General features: G+C 64.4%; 12 protein-coding genes. 10 read left to right on the top strand and 2 right to left on the bottom strand.

Annotated features, from left to right (window positions below; all coding sequences use genetic code 11):
• Nucleotides 1-112 precede the first annotated feature (112 nt).
• Both JYG36_RS08790 and JYG36_RS08795 read left to right on the top strand, forming a co-directional pair.
• Complete coding sequence (locus tag JYG36_RS08790; protein WP_213603605.1) at nucleotides 113-2,149, top strand: NADPH-dependent 2,4-dienoyl-CoA reductase; 2,037 nt, start codon at nucleotides 113-115, stop codon at nucleotides 2,147-2,149.
• Nucleotides 2,150-2,227: 78 nt separating this feature from the next.
• Nucleotides 2,228-3,127 carry a 1-aminocyclopropane-1-carboxylate deaminase/D-cysteine desulfhydrase gene (locus tag JYG36_RS08795; protein ID WP_093380635.1) on the top strand — a complete coding sequence of 300 codons (900 nt, stop codon included), beginning with the start codon at nucleotides 2,228-2,230 and terminating at the stop codon, nucleotides 3,125-3,127.
• Here the strand turns inward: JYG36_RS08795 and JYG36_RS08800 are convergent.
• On the bottom strand, nucleotides 3,124-3,672 hold the full coding sequence (locus tag JYG36_RS08800) for a cytochrome b (protein ID WP_093380638.1): 549 nt from the start codon (nucleotides 3,670-3,672) through the stop codon (nucleotides 3,124-3,126). The genes JYG36_RS08795 and JYG36_RS08800 overlap by 4 nt on opposite strands.
• 169 nt (nucleotides 3,673-3,841) lie before the next feature.
• Here JYG36_RS08800 and JYG36_RS08805 point away from each other — a divergent pair, with 169 nt between their 5' ends.
• Entirely contained in the window at nucleotides 3,842-5,128 is a 1,287-nt protein-coding gene (locus tag JYG36_RS08805; RefSeq protein ID WP_213603606.1) for an arsenic transporter, read from the top strand.
• Between the two features lie 57 nt (nucleotides 5,129-5,185).
• On the opposite strand, the gene JYG36_RS08810 is transcribed toward JYG36_RS08805, so the two are convergent.
• Nucleotides 5,186-6,130, bottom strand: coding sequence for a DUF1853 family protein (locus JYG36_RS08810; RefSeq protein WP_093380641.1), 945 nt, complete (start codon nucleotides 6,128-6,130; stop codon nucleotides 5,186-5,188).
• Between the two features lie 133 nt (nucleotides 6,131-6,263).
• Here JYG36_RS08810 and JYG36_RS08815 point away from each other — a divergent pair, with 133 nt between their 5' ends.
• From JYG36_RS08815 to JYG36_RS08845, 7 genes are all read left to right on the top strand, one after another.
• Nucleotides 6,264-7,154: an NAD(+) kinase gene (locus JYG36_RS08815; protein ID WP_045195070.1), complete on the top strand. Its 891-nt coding sequence runs from the start codon at nucleotides 6,264-6,266 to the stop codon at nucleotides 7,152-7,154.
• Entirely contained in the window at nucleotides 7,154-8,125 is a 972-nt protein-coding gene (locus JYG36_RS08820; RefSeq protein WP_213603607.1) for a metallophosphoesterase, read from the top strand. The genes JYG36_RS08815 and JYG36_RS08820 overlap by 1 nt, the downstream gene beginning before the upstream one ends.
• Entirely contained in the window at nucleotides 8,122-8,994 is an 873-nt protein-coding gene (locus JYG36_RS08825; RefSeq protein ID WP_045195066.1) for a rhomboid family intramembrane serine protease, read from the top strand. The genes JYG36_RS08820 and JYG36_RS08825 overlap by 4 nt, the downstream gene beginning before the upstream one ends.
• 14 nt (nucleotides 8,995-9,008) lie before the next feature.
• Nucleotides 9,009-9,269 carry a YeaC family protein gene (locus tag JYG36_RS08830; protein ID WP_045195064.1) on the top strand — a complete coding sequence of 87 codons (261 nt, stop codon included), beginning with the start codon at nucleotides 9,009-9,011 and terminating at the stop codon, nucleotides 9,267-9,269.
• Entirely contained in the window at nucleotides 9,266-10,096 is an 831-nt protein-coding gene (locus JYG36_RS08835; protein ID WP_045195062.1) for a DUF2797 domain-containing protein, read from the top strand. The genes JYG36_RS08830 and JYG36_RS08835 overlap by 4 nt, the downstream gene beginning before the upstream one ends.
• Before the next feature lie 14 nt (nucleotides 10,097-10,110).
• On the top strand, nucleotides 10,111-12,768 hold the full coding sequence (gene pepN / locus JYG36_RS08840) for an aminopeptidase N (protein ID WP_213603609.1): 2,658 nt from the start codon (nucleotides 10,111-10,113) through the stop codon (nucleotides 12,766-12,768).
• A gap of 260 nt (nucleotides 12,769-13,028) precedes the next feature.
• The gene (locus JYG36_RS08845; RefSeq protein WP_213603611.1) at nucleotides 13,029-14,084 is read left to right on the top strand and encodes a YCF48-related protein; all 1,056 of its coding nucleotides are present in this window, start codon (nucleotides 13,029-13,031) and stop codon (nucleotides 14,082-14,084) included.
• Nucleotides 14,085-14,087: the final 3 nt, after the last annotated feature.

Here is a 14,087-nt window from a genome sequence, read left to right on the forward strand (position 1 = left end):
TCATTGAGCCGCGCCCGCTGGCTCTTTAATGTCGGCCTCAGATAACTGACGGGCCCCGCCAGCCTTGGCGAGGCGCCCGCATTCCGTGATTACGCCTGTTGTGGAGTTCACTATGGCCGCCGCTCAATACCCGCATTTGCTCGCCCCGCTGGACCTGGGTTTCACCACCTTGCGCAACCGCACCCTGATGGGCTCGATGCACACCGGCCTTGAAGAAAAGCCCGGCGGTTTCGAGCGCATGGCGGCCTATTTTGCCGAGCGTGCCCGTGGCGGCGTCGGCCTGATGGTGACCGGCGGCATCGGCCCGAACGTGGAGGGCGGGGTGTATTCCGGCGCCGCCAAGCTGAGCACGCCGGAAGAAGCCGATAAACACCGCATCGTCACCAAAGCGGTGCATGAAGCCGGTGGCAAGATCTGCATGCAGATCCTTCACGCCGGGCGCTATGCCTACAGCCCCAAATCGGTAGCGCCGAGCGCGATCCAGGCGCCGATCAACCCGTTCAAGCCGCGTGAGCTGGACGAAGAGGGCATCGAGAAGCAGATCCAGGACTTCGTCACCTGCTCGCTGCTGGCGCAAAGCGCCGAGTACGACGGCGTCGAGATCATGGGGTCGGAAGGCTACTTCATCAACCAGTTCCTCGCCGCCCACACCAACCAGCGTACCGATCGCTGGGGTGGCAGCTACGAGAACCGCATGCGCCTGGCGGTGGAGATCGTGCGCCGGGTGCGCGAAGCGGTAGGGCCGAACTTCATCATCATCTTCCGCCTGTCGATGCTCGACCTGGTCGAGGGCGGCAGCAGCTGGGAAGAGATCGTGCAGCTGGCCAAGGCCGTGGAGCAGGCCGGCGCGACCCTCATCAACACCGGTATCGGCTGGCACGAAGCGCGGATCCCGACCATCGCCACCAAGGTGCCGCGCGCGGCGTTCAGCAAGGTCACCGCCAAGCTGCGCGGTGCAGTGCAGATCCCGCTGATCACCACCAATCGCATCAACACCCCGGAAGTCGCCGAGCAGATCCTTGCCGAGGGCGATGCCGACATGGTCTCGATGGCGCGGCCGTTCCTCGCCGACCCGGAGTTCGTCAACAAGGCCGCCGCCGGGCGTGGCGACGAGATCAACACCTGCATCGGCTGCAACCAGGCCTGCCTGGACCACACCTTCGGCGGCAAGCTGACCAGTTGCCTGGTCAACCCGCGCGCCTGCCACGAAACCGAGCTCAATTACTTGCCGGTAACCCAGGTCAAGCGTATCGCCGTGGTCGGCGCCGGCCCCGCCGGCCTGGCGGCTGCCACCGTGGCGGCCGAGCGCGGCCATGAAGTGACCCTGTTCGATTCGGCCAGCGAAATCGGCGGCCAGTTCAACGTGGCCAAGCGCGTGCCGGGCAAAGAGGAGTTCTATGAAACCCTGCGCTACTTCAAGCGCAAGCTGCAGACCACCGGTGTCGAGCTGTGCCTGAACACCCGCGTCGATGCCGAGCAACTGGCGGCGGGCGGTTTTGACGAGATCATCCTCGCCACCGGTATCGCCCCGCGCCTGCCGGCCATCCCTGGCATCGAGCACGCCAAGGTGTTGAGCTACCTGGACGTGCTGCTGCAGCGCAAGCCGGTAGGGCAGAAGGTCGCGGTGATCGGCGCTGGCGGTATCGGCTTTGACGTCTCCGAGTACCTGGTGCACCAGGGCGTGGCCACCAGCCAGGACCGTGAAGCGTTCTGGAAGGAGTGGGGCATCGATACCCGGCTTGAAGCCCGCGGCGGCGTGGCCGGGATCAAGGCCGAGCCGCATGCGCCGGCGCGCCAGGTGTTCCTCCTGCAACGGAAAAAAACCAAAGTCGGCGACGGCCTGGGCAAGACCACCGGCTGGATTCACCGTACGGGCTTGAAGAACAAGCAGGTGCAGATGCTCAACAGCGTCGAATACCTGAACATCGACGATGCCGGCCTGCACATCCGTATCGCCGAGGGCGAGCCGCAGGTGCTGCCTGTGGATAACATCGTCATCTGCGCCGGCCAGGATCCGCTGCGCGAACTGCAGGACGGCCTGCTCGCCGCCGGGCAGTCGGTGCACCTGATCGGTGGCGCCGATGTCGCTGCCGAGCTGGACGCCAAGCGCGCCATCAACCAGGGCTCGCGTCTGGCCGCCGAGCTCTGACCGGCGCAGCGCGGCGGGCCGCCCGGCCCGTCGCGCTGTTACACTGCGTTGCCCTGGCAACCCTGTTGTGCCCCGCCCATGATTGGCAATTTCGACGACCTTCCGCTCGCCCCCCTGCAACCCTTGCCGCTGAACTGGCTACGCCCTCATGGCGTGAAGCTCGCGGTGTTGCGCCTGGACCTGATCGACCCGCTGATCAGTGGCAACAAGTGGTTCAAGCTGCTCGAACACCTGCGAATCGCCCAGGCCCAAGGGGCGCCCGGAGTGATCAGCCTTGGCGGCGCCCATTCCAATCACCTGCATGCCCTGGCGGCGGCGGGCAAGCGCTTCGGCTTTGCTACCGCCGGGCTGTTGCGTGGCCATGCCCAGGACACCCCGACCGTGCGCGACCTGCAAGCCTTTGGCATGCAGCTGCACTGGTTGGGTTATGGCGGTTATCGCGAGCGTCATCAACCGGGGTTCTGGCAGCCGTGGCAGGCGCTTTATCCGGGTTGGCAGTGTGTCGCTGAAGGCGGTGGCGGGGCGTTGGGCGCCAAGGGTTGTGCGTTGATCGTCGAGCAGGCGCAAGCGCAGTTGGCGGCGCTGGGCTGGGCGGATTACCACGGCTGGTGGCTGGCGGCCGGCACCGGCACCACCCTGGCCGGGTTGGTGTTGGCCGAGGCGGGCCGGCGTGAGGTGCATGGCGCCCTGGCCGTACCGCTGGACCACGGCGTGCCCGAGTCTGTAGAAACACTGGTTGGCAAGGCAGGTTACAGGCTGCATGAGGCCTGCCGTGGCGGCTTTGCCAAGGTCGATGACGAGCTGCTGGCGTTTATGGCCGACTGCGAATCTGAAACGGGCATGCCGCTGGAGCCGCTGTACACCGCCAAGGCCTTGCTGGCGCTGCGCCGGGAAGTCGAAGCGGGGGCTTTTGCCGCCGGCACCCGGCTGATCTTTTTGCACAGCGGCGGCCTGCAGGGCCGCCGCGGGTTCGCCTAGTTATTGCGTGGCAACATGCGCAGCAAGGTGTTGTCGCGCTGCACATAGTGATGGAACAGGCCGGCAACAGCATGCAGGCCGATCAACCAGTAGCCCCAGGTGCCGATGCGCTCGTGCCAGCCCTTGATGAACTTGGCCAGGTCCGGGTCCGGGGCTATAAGCGCCGGCAGCTCGAAGCCATAGAACGGGATCGGCTTGTTGGCAGCGCTGAGCAGCAGCCAGCCGGCCAGCGGCAGGCCGATCATCAGCAGGTACAGGGCCAGGTGCATCAGGTGCGCCAGGCCGGTCTGCCAGGCCGGCGGCGCCGGAATGATCGGCGGGGTCGGGCGGCCCAGGCGCAGGGCCAGGCGCAGCCAGACCAGCACGAATACCGTCAGGCCGAGCATGAAGTGCAGGTCTTTCATCAGCGCGCGCTCGGCGCTGTCCTTGGGGAACATGCCGCGCAGTTCGATAAAGGCGTAGACCGCCGCCAGCAGCACCAGCATCAGCCAGTGCAGGGCAATCGACAGACCGCCATAGCGGGCCTGGTTTTGGCTCAACGTCATGGGTATTCCTCATCATCAGGTCGAAGTCCGCGCTCTTGTGGCGCAGTCAGCTAACTGTAACCGCTTGCCAGCCGATTACCCGGCCATTGCAGCAGAAATTGGTCACGCAGGCCTTGATCTGTCGCTAGAATCCGGCGCTTGTGCCCCATTTCTACAAGGCTTGTACTTCATGCTGATGGCATCGCTGATATTCCTCCTGACCATTACCCTGGTGATCTGGCAGCCCCGCGGCCTGGGCGTTGGCTGGAGTGCCACGGGCGGGGCGCTGCTGGCGTTGCTCTGCGGGGTGGTGCAGTGGAGCGATATTCCGGTGGTCTGGCAGATCATCTGGAACGCCACCGGCACCTTCATTGCCCTGATTATCATCAGCCTGTTGCTCGATGCTGCTGGCTTTTTTGCCTGGGCGGCGCTGCACGTGGCGCGTTGGGGGCGCGGCAGTGGCCAGCGGCTGTTCTGCTTCATCGTACTGCTGGGGGCACTGGTGTCGGCGTTGTTTGCCAACGACGGCGCGGCGCTGATCCTCACCCCGATCGTGGTGGCCATGCTCCTGGCCCTGCGCTTCAGCCCGGCGGCGACCCTGGCTTTTGTCATGGCCGCAGGTTTTATAGCCGATACCGCGAGCTTGCCGCTGGTGGTGTCGAACCTGGTCAACATCGTCTCCGCCGACTTCTTCGGTATTGGTTTCAACCGTTATGCGGCGGTGATGGTGCCGGTCAACCTGGTTGCCGTGGCGGCAACCCTGGCGGTGCTGTTGTGGTACTTCCGCCGTGATATCCCGGCAGACTACGACCCGCTGCAACTGGATGCGCCGCGCAGCGTGGTGCAAGACCCGGCGACGTTTGTTGCCGGCTGGCTGGTGCTGGCGATCCTGCTGCTCGGCTGTTTTGCCCTTGAGCCGCTGGGCATCCCCATCAGCGCGATTTCGGCGGTGTGTGCACTGGTGTTGCTGCTGGTGGCGGCACGCGGGCACAGGATTTCCACGCGCAAGGTGCTCAAAGAAGCGCCCTGGCACATCGTGGTGTTCTCCTTAGGGATGTACCTGGTGATCTATGGCCTGCGCAACGCCGGGCTGACCGATTACCTGGCCGGTTGGCTCAACGCATTCGCCAGCGGCGGGGTGTGGGGTGCGGCGCTGGGTACCGGGCTGCTGACCGCGGTGCTGTCGTCGATCATGAACAACCTGCCGACGGTGCTGATCGGCGCCTTGTCGATCGATGCCAGTGCCGCCACCGGGGTGGTCAAGGAAGCGATGATCTACGCCAACGTGATCGGCAGTGACCTGGGGCCGAAAATTACCCCGATCGGCAGCCTGGCGACCCTGTTGTGGTTGCATGTGCTGGAGCGCAAGGGGGTGAAGATTGGCTGGGGGTATTACTTCAAGGTCGGGATTGTGCTGACGCTGCCGGTGTTGCTGCTGACGCTGGTGGCGCTGGCGTTGCGCTTGACGGTGGTTTAGGGCTGGCCTGATCACGGGGCAAGTCGAGGCGTCGCACCGCCGCTCCCACAAAACCATTTACCCGGGAAGATTGGGCCAAAGGTCAGAGACCAGGAACAAGCGCTCGGCTTCCTCCCACTCGCCACGCTCGCCCTCGACCAGCCTTACCAGCAATTGCGCCGGTGCCAGCGGGTCCAGGGCCTGCAGCCAGGTTTCGAAGCGCTGCACCGACCAGCAGTCCTGCGCCGGATAACAGGCCGGCGCCAGCCAGGCATGGCGCGGTAGCGGCTGCCAGCGACCAGCCGCGCTTTGCGCCCGCAATGACGCCCAGTCCCGCTGATGCAACCAGAGCCCGCGCAAATGCTGCGGGTTGGCCCCACGCGGCGCTTGCGCCTGCCCCGGCCAGGGGTAGAGCAGGTAACCGCCCAGCCACAATTGCGCACTGAACTGCTCGATCTCCAGCGCCGCCAGCGCTTCGCGGCTTTCCGCGCGCGCCGAAATCGGCAACTGGTGTTCGGCCAGGTGGGCAAGCTTGCGGTCCAGGCGGTCATGGCAACCCGGCCCCAGCCACTGCGCCGGGTTCTCTCCCGTGCCGTTCTGCGGCCCCAGGTACAGCTTGATCGCCAGCTCCAGGTGGTGCACACCGTCGCTGTCGCGCAGCAACAGGTCCAGCTCGCCGAGGGTGTGCCCGCCATTGCGGATCGGCAGGTTGGCAGCCAACAGGGTAACGCCGGGAGCATGCTGGAGGACGAACTGCCATAGACGTTCGTAGTACAAACCCAGGCGCCGGGTGCTGGCCTGGGCCAGCCAGTGCAGCAGGGGCTGGCTGTCGCGGTCTTGTGCCAGCAGCCACTGGCGCAGTTGTTCAGGCTCGGCTACCCAGCGGCTGGCCGCCAGCGGGTGGCGCTGCGGCCACGGCGTGTCGCGCAGCATCGGCGGCGCCAGGATCACCCAGGCCAGGTCGCGCACCTGGGGCTGGCGCAACTGGCGGGGCAGGTCGGTCAGGCTGGGAAACGGGTTCATTCTGCGAGCATAGCCGCTCAGCCTGCGCGCTTGCTGAATTTCTCCGGCGTTTGCCGCTGCCCGGCGCTTTCGCCCATAATCGAACTCTTTGGCGAGCATCGCCTCTTTACCCGCCGCAGAGCCCTGGAGCCCCATGGAGCAATTTCGCAATATCGGTATCATCGGACGTCTGGGCAGCTCCCAGGTGCTCGATACCATTCGCCGACTGAAAAAATTCCTGCTGGCGCGGCATCTGCACGTGATCCTCGAGGACACCATCGCCGAAGTCCTGCCCGGCCACGGCCTGCAAACTTCGACCCGCAAGCTGCTGGGCGAGGTCTGCGACCTGGTGATCGTCGTCGGTGGCGACGGCAGCCTGCTCGGCGCCGCCCGCGCCCTGGCCCGGCACAACATTCCGGTACTGGGCATCAACCGTGGCAGCCTGGGCTTTCTGACCGACATCCGCCCCGATGAGCTGGAGGTCAAGGTCGCCGAGGTGCTCGACGGCCACTACCTGGTGGAAAACCGCTTCCTGCTGCAGGCCGAAGTGCGCCGTCACGCCGAAGCCATCGGCCAGGGCGACGCCCTCAACGATGTGGTGCTGCACCCGGGCAAGTCGACGCGAATGATCGAGTTCGAAATCTACATCGATGGCCAGTTCGTCTGCAGCCAGAAGGCCGACGGCCTGATCGTCGCCACGCCGACCGGCTCGACCGCCTACGCGCTGTCGGCGGGCGGGCCGATCATGCACCCCAAGCTCGACGCCATCGTCATCGTGCCGATGTACCCGCACACGCTGTCGGGGCGGCCGATCGTGGTTGACGGCAACAGTGAGCTGAAGATCGTCGTGTCCAAGGACCTGCAGATCTACCCGCAGATTTCCTGCGACGGCCAGAACCATTTCACCTGCGCGCCTGGCGATACCATCACGGTCAACAAGAAGCCGCAGAAGCTGCGCCTGATCCATCCGCTGGATCACAATTACTACGAGGTATGCCGGACCAAGCTCGGCTGGGGCAGCCGCCTGGGTGGTGGAGGCGAGTGATGCTCGATCCCGCTCGCAGTTTCGACCTGATCGGTGACGTGCACGGCTGTGCACATACCCTCGAACGCCTGCTCGACGCCCTCGGCTACAAGCGCCAGGGTGGCGTCTGGCGGCATCCGTCGCGCCAGGCCGTGTTCCTTGGCGACATCATCGACCGTGGCCCGCGGATTCGCGAAGCGCTGCACATCGTCCATGACATGGTCGAGGCCGGCCAGGCCCACTGCATCATGGGCAACCACGAGTACAACGCCCTGGGCTGGAACACCCCGGCGTTGCCCGAGAGCGGCAAGCACTACGTGCGCGAGCACACCCCGCGCCACGGCCGGCTGATCTACGAAACCTTGACCCAGTTCGAACAGCATCCAGGCGACTGGCATGACTTTCTCGAGTGGTTCTACGAACTGCCGTTGTTCATCGACGCCGGGCGTTTTCGCGTTGTCCATGCCTGCTGGGATGCGCGGCTGATCGACCCCCTGCGCCAGCAGTACCCGGACGGGCGCATCGACGAGCATTTCATCCAGGCTTCGGCAGTGCCTGAGAGCTTTGCCGCCACAGTCTGCAACCGCCTGTTGCGCGGCACCGACATGCGCCTGCCGGACGGTTTGACCCTGACTGGCGGCGACGGCCTGACCCGGGCGTTTTTCCGCACCAAGTTCTGGGAAGAAGACCCGCAGACCTACGGCGATATCGTCTTCCAGCCCGATGCGTTGCCCGAGCAGGTGGCCAGTGCGCCGCTCAGCCACAGCCAGAAGAACGCCTTGCTGCGCTACAGCGAGGACGAGCCGATGCTGTTCGTCGGCCATTACTGGCGCAGCGGCAAACCAGCGCCGATCCGCGTCAACCTGGCCTGCCTGGACTACAGTGCGGTGCTGTACGGCAAACTGGTCGCTTACCGCCTGGATGCTGAAACCCGCATCGACCCGCGCAAGTTCGTCTGGGTTGATGTCGACCGGCCGGAGGCCAGCCAATGACTGCAGTGGTGGTATTACGCATGCCGTTGAGTACCGATCTCAGCGGCTTTGTCGGCCTGTTGCGGCGCCTGCAGGTGCCGCACCGGGTCAGCGAGGAGGGCGGTGACCAGGTGTTGTGGGTGGCCGAGAACCTCGCCGAAGACGTACGCCAGCTTTACCAGCGTTTCCCCGAGGGCAATGCCGAGTTCGAACTGCCGGCCGATGCCGCCCTGGCGCCGCCGGCGCGTCCGAGCATCGGCGAGCAGTTGCGCGCCAGCAAGGCCACGGCGGCGATCCTCCTGCTGTGCCTGATCGTCGCCGGCCTTACTGGCCTTGGCGACAACTTCGCGACCTTGAGCTGGCTGACCTTCCTCGATTTTCGCGTGCAGGGCGACTACCTGTACTTCACCCCCTTGGCCGCCAGCCTTGCCGATGGCCAGTGGTGGCGCCTGTTCACGCCGATGCTGGTGCATTTCGGCATCCTCCACCTGGCCATGAACGGCCTCTGGTACTGGGAACTGGGCCGGCGCATCGAACTGCGCCAGGGGCCATGGAACCTGCTCGGCCTGACCTTGCTGTTCAGCCTGGTGTCCAACGCTGCGCAGTACCTGTTTGGCGGCCCGAGCCTGTTCGGCGGCTTGTCGGGGGTGCTCTACGGTTTGCTCGGACACATCTGGCTGTACCAGTGGCTGGCGCCCAACCCGGTGTATCGCATGCCGCGCGGCGTGCTGGTGATGATGCTGGTGTGGCTGCTGCTGTGCCTGTCCGGTTTGATCAGCCTGCTCGGCTTCGGCCAGATCGCCAACGCCGCCCATGTCGGCGGGCTGTTGGTCGGTTGCCTCAGCGGGCTCTTGGGCGGGGCGCTGGCCCGGCGTAAACTGACCGCTTGATTTTGGGAGACCTTATGTCCACTTTTGCGCAAATGATTGAAAACATCACCCCGGAAATCTACCAGAGCCTGAAACTGGCGGTAGAGCTGGGCAAATGGGCAGACGGGCGCAAGCTCACCACCGAGCAGAAAGAGCTGTCGCTGCAGGCGGTGATCGCCTGGGAGCTGCAGAACCTGCCGGAAGAACAGCGTACCGGTTACATGGGCCCGCAGGAATGCGCCTCGAAGTCGGCACCGGTGCCGAACATCCTGTTCAAGTCGGATGCGATCCATTGATCGAACTCGGCCGCGGCTCCATCAGTAAAATGTCGGCGCGTCTCGATGCGCCGGTGGTGCAGTACGCTTTTCGTCTGGGCGAGCAGGAAGTGCCGGTCAACCCCTTGATCGGCAAGACCCTGCGCCTGGAATACCTCGGTGCCATCCATTGCAGCCACTGCGGGCGCAAGACCAAGACCAGCTTCAGCCAGGGTTATTGCTACCCGTGCATGACCAAGCTTGCGCAGTGCGACGTGTGCATCATGGCCCCGGAAAAATGCCACTACGATCAGGGCACCTGCCGCGAACCTTCGTGGGGCGAGCAGTTCTGCATGACCGATCATGTGGTGTACCTGGCCAACTCCTCAGGCATCAAGGTCGGCATTACCCGGGCGACCCAGTTGCCCACCCGCTGGCTAGACCAGGGCGCCAGCCAGGCGCTGCCGATCGTGCGGGTTGCCACCCGCCAGCAGTCGGGGCTGGTCGAAGACCTGTTCCGCAGCCAGGTGGCCGACCGCACCAACTGGCGCGCCTTGCTCAAGGGCGATGCCGAGGCGGTCGACCTGCTTGCCGTGCGCGATCAACTGTTCGACAGCTGCGCCGAGGGCCTGACTGCCCTGCAGGCGCGATTCGGCCTACAGGCCGTGCAGCCGTTGAATGATGGTGAAGTGCTGGAAATCCGCTACCCGGTCGAGGCCTACCCGAGCAAGATCGTCAGCTTTAACCTGGATAAGAATCCCGTGGCTGAAGGCACGCTGCTGGGCATCAAGGGCCAGTACCTGATCTTCGACACCGGCGTGATCAATATTCGCAAATACACGGCGTACCAGCTCGCCGTGCATCAGTAAAAAAGGACCGCCACATGCGTACCGAACAGCCGCAAGTGATCTACCTCAAGGACTATCAGGCCCCCGAATACCTGATCGACGAGACCCACCTGACCTTCGAACTGTTCGAGGACCACAGCCTGGTCCACGCGCAGCTGGTCATGCGCCGCAATCCGGCCCGTGGTGCCGGCCTGCCGCCGCTGGTGCTCGACGGCCAGCAGTTGGAGCTGCTCAGCGTCGCCCTGGACGACCAGGCCCTGGCCGCCGGCGACTACCAGCTCGATGACAGCCACCTGACAGTACAGCCCAAGGCTGCGACCTTCACCCTCGACACCAGCGTGAAGATCCACCCCGAGCGCAACACCGCCCTCGAAGGCCTGTACAAGTCCGGCAGCATGTTCTGCACCCAGTGCGAGGCCGAGGGTTTTCGCAAGATCACCTACTACCTCGACCGCCCGGACGTGATGAGCAAGTTCACCACCACGGTGATCGCCGAGCAGCATCGCTATCCGGTGCTGCTGTCCAACGGCAACCCGGTCGGTACTGGCCCGCAGGAAGATGGCCGGCATTGGGCAACCTGGGAAGACCCGTTCATGAAACCGGCCTACCTGTTCGCCCTGGTCGCCGGTGACCTGTGGTGCGTCGAAGACAAATTCACCCGCCAGTCGGGCCGTGACGTGACCCTGCGCATTTATGTCGAGCCGGAAAACATCGACAAGTGCCAGCACGCCATGACCAGCCTGAAGAAGTCCATGCGCTGGGACGAGGAAGTCTATGGCCGCGAGTACGACCTGGACATCTTCATGATCGTCGCGGTCAACGACTTCAACATGGGCGCCATGGAAAACAAGGGCCTGAACATCTTCAACTCCAGCTGCGTGCTGGCCCGCGCCGAAACCGCCACCGACGCTGCGCACCAGCGGGTCGAGGCGGTGGTCGCCCACGAATACTTCCACAACTGGTCGGGCAACCGCGTGACCTGCCGCGACTGGTTCCAGCTGTCGCTCAAGGAAGGCTTCACGGTGTTTCGTGACTCGGAGTTCAGCGCCGACATGAACTCGCGCACGGTCAAGCGTATCGAGGACGTCGCCTACCTGCGCACCCACCAGTTCGCCGAAGACGCCGGGCCCATGGCCCACGCCGTGCGCCCCGACAGCTTCATCGAGATCTCCAACTTCTACACCCTGACCGTGTACGAGAAGGGCTCGGAAGTGGTGCGCATGGTCCGCACCCTGCTGGGCGCCGAGGGTTTCCGTAAAGGCAGCGACCTGTACTTCGAGCGTCATGACGGCCAGGCCGTGACCTGCGATGACTTCATCAAGGCCATGGAAGACGCCAACGGCGTCGACCTGACCCAGTTCAAGCGTTGGTACAGCCAGGCCGGCACGCCGCGCCTGGCAGTCAGCGAGGCTTACGACAGCGCCACGCAGACTTACAGCCTGACGTTCCGCCAGAGCTGCCCGGCCACCCCGGACAAGGTCGAGAAAAAACCATTCGTGATCCCGGTGGAACTGGGCCTGCTCGATGCCCAGGGCAACGACATTGCCCTGCGCCTGCAAGGTGAAGCGGCAGCAGACGGCACCTCGCGGGTGTTGTCGGTCACCGAAGCCGAGCAGACCTTCACCTTCGAGGGCATCGCTGCCAAGCCGCTACCCTCCTTGCTGCGTGGCTTCAGTGCCCCGGTCAAGCTGAGCTTTCCGTATGACCGCGACCAGCTGATGTTCCTCATGCAGCACGACAGCGATGGTTTCAATCGCTGGGAAGCCGGCCAGCAACTGTCGGTACAGGTGCTGCAGGAACTGATCGCCCAGCACCAGCAGGGCGCCAAGCTAGTGCTGGATCAGCGCCTGGTGACCGCGTTGGGTACGGTGCTGGCCAACGAGCAACTGGACCAGGCCATGGTCGCCGAGATGCTCTCGCTGCCCAGCGAAGCCTACCTCACCGAAATCAGCGAAGTGGCTGACGTCGATGCCATCCACGCCGCCCGCGAGTTCGCCCGCAAGCAGATCGCCGAGCAGCTGTTCGATGCCCTCAACGCACGCTACCAGGCCAACCGCGCGCTATCGCGTGGCACCGAGTACGTTGCCGAAGCCGAGCACTTTGCCCGTCGCAGCCTGCAGAACATCGTGCTCTCGTACCTGATGCTCAGCGCCCGGCCCGAAGTGCTAGCTGCAACCCTGGAGCAGTTTGACGCCTGTGACAACATGACCGAGCGCCTCACCGCCCTGGCCGTGCTGGTCAACTCGCCGTTCGAGACGCAGCGGGCCAAGGCCCTGGAAAGCTTTGCCGAGCACTTCAAGGACAACCCGCTGGTCATGGACCAATGGTTCAGCGTACAGGCGGCCAGCACCCTGCCGGGCGGCTTGGCGCGGGTCAAGGCGCTGATGCAGCACCCGGCCTTCACCATGAAGAACCCGAACAAGGTCCGCGCCCTGATCGGTGCCTTCGCCGGGCAGAACCTGGTCAACTTCCATGCCGGCGATGGTTCGGGCTATCGCTTCCTGGCGGACCTGGTGATCGAACTCAACGCCCTCAACCCGCAGATCGCTTCGCGCCAACTGGCGCCGCTGACCCGCTGGCGCAAATACGACAGCGCCCGTCAGGCGTTGATGAAAGGCGAGCTGGAGCGGATTCTGGCATCGGGTTCGCTGTCCAGCGATGTGTATGAAGTTGTGAGCAAAAGTCTGGCCTGAAGACCCTATCGCGGGTCAAGTCGAGGCGTCGCACCGCCGCTCCCACAGGGAATTGCATGCACCGACCCTGTGGGAGCGGGCTTGACCCGCGATTGCTTCCCCGCAAATCCTGCGCTTAACAAAAGATAACGTCCCGTTCGTTGTCAGCCCTTTGCAAACCCCGATAGGATGGCTCTCAGCTATTGCGGGGCTCTGGAACACGGTTTTTGCAGTACCTGCATATAGATTGACCCAAATAACAATAAACGGGGGATAGATCTATGACTGAGCCTGTCATGGCGGGTCTCGGCGCTGCTGCGCGTAAAGCCGGCAATCGCCCTTGGGCATTGGCCGCCAGCGGCTTGCTGGTCTTGGCAATCGGGCTGTGGGCCAATACGGCCGAAGCCGCAGCCGCGCAAACCGATGACTACTCCACCCAATCGTCCAAGGCGGTAAAAAGCTTGCTGCTGGACGTCACCAAGGCCGGCGCACGCCTGGTCGCCGTGGGTGATCGCGGCCATATCCTGTTTTCCGATGACCAGGGCAAGTCCTGGACCCAGGCCAAGGTGCCGACCCGGCAACTGCTCACCGCTGTCTATTTTGTCGACGACCAGCACGGCTGGGCGGTCGGCCACGATGCGCAGATCCTCGCCAGCACCGACGGCGGCGCCACCTGGAATAAACAATTCGAAGACCTGGCGCGTGAAGCGCCGCTGCTCGATGTCTGGTTCAAGGACACCCAGCACGGCATCGCCGTGGGCGCCTATGGCGCATTGCTGGAAACCACCGACGGTGGCAAGCACTGGAACGATGTTGGCGATCGGCTGCATAACGATGACCAGTTCCACCTCAACGGCATCGCCGCGGTAAAAGACGCCGGCCTGTTCATCGTTGGCGAGCAGGGCAGCATGTTCCGCTCCAGCGACGACGGCCAGACCTGGGAAAAGCTCGAAGGCCCTTATGAAGGCTCGCTGTTCGGCGTCACCGGTACCGCCCAGCCACGCACTTTGCTGGCCTACGGCTTGCGCGGCAACCTCTACCGTTCCAGCGATTTTGGCGACACCTGGCAACAGATCAAATTGAAAGCCGCGCGCGGCAACCTCGAATTTGGTCTGGCAAGCGCTACGCTTCTCGATGATGGCAGCCTGGTACTCGTGGGCAATGGCGGCAGCGTGCTGCGCAGCAGCGACGACGGTCAGAGCTTCAGCGTGTTCAACCGGGCCGATCGCATTGCCCTGGCCGGCGTCAGCGGGCTGAATGAAGGGCGCCTGGTGCTGGTGGGCCAGGGTGGCGTGCACCTGGCTTCGGCCCAGGGCGCCGAAGGAGTGCAGCCATGACCC

Origin of the sequence: Pseudomonas sp. SORT22 (assembly GCF_018417635.1) — a bacterium.
GTDB lineage: Bacteria > Pseudomonadota > Gammaproteobacteria > Pseudomonadales > Pseudomonadaceae > Aquipseudomonas.

Excerpts from the sequence above, each read along its gene's own strand:
- JYG36_RS08825 (WP_045195066.1), top strand. The coding sequence starts at position 8,122 with ATGACTGCAGTGGTGGTATTACGCATGCCGTTGAGTACCGATCTCAGC.
- JYG36_RS08820 (WP_213603607.1), top strand. The coding sequence starts at position 7,154 with ATGCTCGATCCCGCTCGCAGTTTCGACCTGATCGGTGACGTGCACGGC.
- JYG36_RS08830 (WP_045195064.1), top strand. The coding sequence starts at position 9,009 with ATGTCCACTTTTGCGCAAATGATTGAAAACATCACCCCGGAAATCTAC.
- JYG36_RS08810 (WP_093380641.1), bottom strand. The coding sequence starts at position 6,130 with ATGAACCCGTTTCCCAGCCTGACCGACCTGCCCCGCCAGTTGCGCCAG.
- JYG36_RS08815 (WP_045195070.1), top strand. The coding sequence starts at position 6,264 with ATGGAGCAATTTCGCAATATCGGTATCATCGGACGTCTGGGCAGCTCC.
- JYG36_RS08805 (WP_213603606.1), top strand. The coding sequence starts at position 3,842 with ATGCTGATGGCATCGCTGATATTCCTCCTGACCATTACCCTGGTGATC.
- pepN (WP_213603609.1), top strand. The coding sequence starts at position 10,111 with ATGCGTACCGAACAGCCGCAAGTGATCTACCTCAAGGACTATCAGGCC.
- JYG36_RS08790 (WP_213603605.1), top strand. The coding sequence starts at position 113 with ATGGCCGCCGCTCAATACCCGCATTTGCTCGCCCCGCTGGACCTGGGT.
- JYG36_RS08845 (WP_213603611.1), top strand. The coding sequence starts at position 13,029 with ATGACTGAGCCTGTCATGGCGGGTCTCGGCGCTGCTGCGCGTAAAGCC.
- JYG36_RS08800 (WP_093380638.1), bottom strand. The coding sequence starts at position 3,672 with ATGACGTTGAGCCAAAACCAGGCCCGCTATGGCGGTCTGTCGATTGCC.
- JYG36_RS08795 (WP_093380635.1), top strand. The coding sequence starts at position 2,228 with ATGATTGGCAATTTCGACGACCTTCCGCTCGCCCCCCTGCAACCCTTG.